Raw genomic sequence first — 4,465 nt, forward strand, 5'->3', positions numbered from 1 at the left:
GCAAGTCTTAAAATTTCTCAAATACTGAATGGTTAATTATCTTTTTTCACCCTTGCCCCTAACGTTCCCGCGGTATGGTGTCGTGGCAGTTTCTTTCCGATGGGAAAGGAACTGTCATGACGAAAGTGACAGCAGCGAACGTTGAAATATTTTAATTAAAAATACTGCCATGCACTATGACCGCTTGTTGTGTGCTGTGCTTTTTTTAATTCCTAATATTATCATTATTAATCCAAAAATAAACATTAATCCAGCAGCATAAAATCCAATTCTCATATCACCTTTCTCATAAAGAAATATCTTTTTATCTAAATCTGCTTTCATCCTAATTTTTTGTCCAACATAAAAGTCATCACAATTATTCCTGATTTGTTTTGAGTATTCTTTTATCTGTCCGTTATCTTGATATTCAAATCTTAAATGGTGTGGAACTTTAGTGCCAAAACAATTTGGAACGTAAGTAATTGTTACTGTTATCAAATCACCAGTTAATTGAGTTTTATAAGATTCAATATCATGTCGTAAACCAATTAATGAAAAGAACAGAAATACAATACCTGTTATGATATAGATTCTTTTATTTGTCATTTTTATATAAAGGAATTGGATATTTACTCAAAAATCCCAACTCTTTATCAGAACTTAAATCAGTTTCCAATTTAATGGGTTTATATTTTTCTCTTATTATATCAATATTTATTTGATTATCAACAATATAAGCTATGTAATACCAGTAATTGCGTTCTCCAACGTATGTTTCAATTAGTATGATTATCCCACTGTTGTTAATATCAAATAAGTAACATAAGTCGCCATCAAAAATCTATAAGTGATTTATTATATTCAGATTCTGGTAATCCATTGTCTTTTACTTTGTCAAGTTTATGTGTCACGCATAATAAATCATGGTATTTTGGCTTAAATACTTTAATATTATCATAATCTGGATGTCTTAGATAGAATGGAAATCCATCATAATCAACATTTTTTGTTATCCACCGAATATCCTTATCGTTAACATTTTATCCAAAAGTTGTCATTGAAATAATTACAAATAAAACGGTCAATATTTTGTCTCTAATTATCATGTTACTTGGTCAGCCAGCATTGCACACAACGTTCCCGCGGTATGGTGTCGTGGCAGTTTCTGTCCGATAGGATAGGAACTGTCAGGACGAAAGGAGCCGGCTGCGAACGTTGATATGTTTTATTTAAAAGTGCTGCCATGCACTATGACCGCGTGTTGTGGGTATGTGCCTTTTATTCTTCATTGATGGATTCAATTGTCATAAGCAAAAAGTCAAGGCTTTTTTTATAATTTAATTCTTCATATTCAAGCCCTAATTTCCTTATATTATGGTAGTAATCGGTTAGTTTTTTGTAATAATTTTTCTCTAGTTGAATTGAATTTGCTTTTTCTCCAATTTTCTCCTGTAAAAACCATTTTTCAATTAGTCTTGCTGTTCTTCCATTTCCATCTTGAAAAGGGTGTATTTTGACAAAAACCAAATGAATTAATGATGCATAATAAAAGATTTCAAATGAATTTAATTCTTTTTTCTGTAGTAATTCGATATCTCTAAAAAGCTTATCAAGTTCGCTGTTAACAGATTCAGGGCTTGCAGCAACATATTCAATTTGATCTTTACTGTTTATTACAAACATTGGATTGTTTCGGATTTGTCCTTGTTGACTTTTGGGTAATAAATTTGAACTTAAAATTGAATGAGCCTTTTTAACATTTTTGAGGTTTAAACTATTTGTATCTATGAATTCATATGCTGAGTACAAATCATCTGCTTTCTTGGTGTAATCTGCTTTGAATTTAACATTCATGAACTTGTGCTTGAAATAACTGTCAAAATCAATGTCTTCACCTTCTATTTTTGAAGAATAAACTGATGATACTGACTTATAAAACTGAAAATAATCCACTGGTAATTCAAGTTGTGGTATTCTATTCAATTTGTTTAAAGGAGATTCATTTACTTTCATAGTAAATTCAACCAATAATTCAGATGTAAGTATTTCAAAGCTCATATTAAAACTCTCTTTACTCAAAGATAATTGATTCTGCTCTTTTATTTGAATTTTTTTTCTGGCATTACCCACAACGTTCCCGCGGTATGGTGTCGTGGCAGTTTCTTTCACCCGTGAAAGGAACTGTCAGGACGAAAAGAGCTGGCAGCGAACGTTGAATTATTTTATTTAAAAGTACTGCCATGCACTATGACCGCGTGTTGTGCACCGTTTTTATTTAATTATTTCTAATTGGTACTTAAATTCATCAATCAACATAGGATGACAATCAATCTCGTTATCCGTTAAATCAGTATTACTCATTTGGATTTTAAAATCAATATTATCTGTCATTAGAGTACTTATAGTCAAAATATGATTGTAATCTTTATCTTTTAAGTACGATAATAATTCCAAAATTGATACAGAAGCATTTAACGCGTAGGATACTTCCCAATCTGAAAAATCTTCAGTATCAGGTATCACTTTATCAATTAAGCTAATTAACGAATCTAACTTTCCTAAATCAATATTTCCCTTATTTTTCGATATATTAATGAATTTAATCGCTTCAGTCAATAAGCTAGAATCTCCCCATTTGTCCTTTAATTCAAAGGCTTTATAATCCAGAAGCAATCTATTACAAATATCTAATCCAAACTGAATTCTTTCAAAATCAGTCGCTCTTTGGAGTTGCTTATCAATCTGTATTTGAAAATTTTTCAGATTATCCATTAGTATCAAAGTCTCTTTTTAAAATGGTGCACAACGTTCCCGCAGTATGCTGTCGTGGCAGTTTCTTTCATACGTGAAAGGAACTGTCAGGACAAAATAGCCCGACTGCGAATGTTGTAATGTTTTATTTAAAAGTACTGCCATGCAGTATGACTGCGTGTTGTAAGCCGTACTTTATTGTTCCTCAATCTTTTTAAGCCATTGTTCTATTGCATTCATTTGATTTTCTGAAGTGCAATTTCCCTTTGCTTTTAGTAAATAATTTTTAGCAGTCACTTTATCCTTGTTTAACGCATAGGTTATTCCAAGATTAGTAAGTGTAATATCGTCTTTGTCATTAATTTTCAGAACCTTTTCAAAAGTTTTAATTGCATCTTCATATTTTCCAAGTTGCAAGTTAACTGCTCCCATATTTGATAATACTTTTACCTTTGAATCATCAGAAATAGCTATTGTTTCAGCTTTCTCATAAGTCTCAAGTGCTAAATTCATGTTTTTATTCTCGTAAAAGTAATTCCCTATATCTAATACATAATCAAAAGCCTTTATCTGAACCAATTTATCTAAGTTCTCTTTGTGTTGGGTTGTATCTCCAGCAATTATGGAATTCATACTTTTTAAGAAGCAGAATCGGTCTTGATTTGATTTGTCAACGTTGATTTTATTCAATATCAAATCTACCTCTTTGTAACTATTGTAACCATAAAATTGATTTGCTAAACTCAACAATGCATTATTTTTTCCTTTTAGTTCAGCAAACATGTGTTCTCTATCTGAATCGTTCTCAAATCCAGGAACACCAATCATTGTATTATTTACTAATAGGACAACTTCTTTGCATGATAGTTGAATAAAGTTTATAAATGTACTATTTGTATTTTTCGGGCACATTTTCATACACTCAATCAAATTGTCGATTGCCTGTTTGCTGTCTCCTTTTTTATAATATCCAAAAGTCAAATTGTTGTATGGCTCTGGGTAGGTGTTATCTTCCTTTATTGCGATTTGAGCGAATTCAATCCCCTTATCAATTTCTCCGTTTTGAATATAATTCATTGAAAGATAATTGTGAGCAATTGGATTATTACTTTTTAAACCTAATGATTTATTGAAATAACTTTCTGCAGAATTTAGGTTTATTGAAGGAATCAGATTTTTAATTATCCCCATTAAATTATTAATCGAATAATCCTGCTCGTCATAGTTATCCTTTAGCAATTTTTCAAGTGTCGTATAATTTCCATTTTTGACATGATGGTAATAATCAGATTTTTGATAATACAAATCATAGTCATAGTTATTATGATTGCACACAGAAGATAAAAATAGATAATCAAGATTTGATTCTCCAAGCTTTTCTCCAATCATACTTGCAGTTTTAAAATCCGCTTTTCTATAGCTTTCCCAGAAGTTTTTTTCTGAACTTGCAAAAGCATTAATTGCTAAAATTAAAAATCCTAAAAATACTATTCCATGTTTCATGTTTGCTCTGTTTTTGTATGGCTTACAACGTTCCCTCGGTATGGTGTCGTGGCAGTTTCTGTCCGATAGGATAGGAACTGTCAGGACGAAAGGCGCATGCAGCGAACGTTGAATTATTTTGTTTAAAATTACTGCCATGCACTATGCACCGCGTGTTGTGGGTAGTGCTTTTTATAATGTACTGTCAATCATTTTACTAAAATACATCAGTATTATTACTTTCTTTTGT

General features: G+C 31.2%; 4 protein-coding genes. All 4 read right to left on the reverse strand.

Features of this window, described 5'->3' with window-relative positions:
- Nucleotides 1–174: 174 nt before the first annotated feature.
- Nucleotides 175–588: a hypothetical protein gene (locus ACE01N_RS20035; protein ID WP_380592777.1), complete on the reverse strand. Its 414-nt coding sequence runs from the start codon at nucleotides 586–588 to the stop codon at nucleotides 175–177.
- Nucleotides 589–1,260: 672 nt separating this feature from the next.
- On the reverse strand, nucleotides 1,261–2,151 hold the full coding sequence (locus ACE01N_RS20040) for a Fic family protein (RefSeq protein WP_380592779.1): 891 nt from the start codon (nucleotides 2,149–2,151) through the stop codon (nucleotides 1,261–1,263).
- Between the two features lie 102 nt (nucleotides 2,152–2,253).
- Complete coding sequence (locus tag ACE01N_RS20045; RefSeq protein ID WP_380592781.1) at nucleotides 2,254–2,754, reverse strand: DUF416 family protein; 501 nt, start codon at nucleotides 2,752–2,754, stop codon at nucleotides 2,254–2,256.
- A 174-nt stretch (nucleotides 2,755–2,928) separates the two neighbouring features.
- A complete protein-coding gene (locus tag ACE01N_RS20050) occupies nucleotides 2,929–4,236 on the reverse strand; it encodes a tetratricopeptide repeat protein (protein WP_380592783.1) in 1,308 nt (435 codons plus the stop codon).
- Nucleotides 4,237–4,465 lie beyond the last annotated feature (229 nt).

It is taken from the genome of Quyinboa ferrireducens (assembly GCF_042436675.1).
Lineage (GTDB): Bacteria > Bacteroidota > Bacteroidia > Bacteroidales > UBA5342 > JBHJHP01.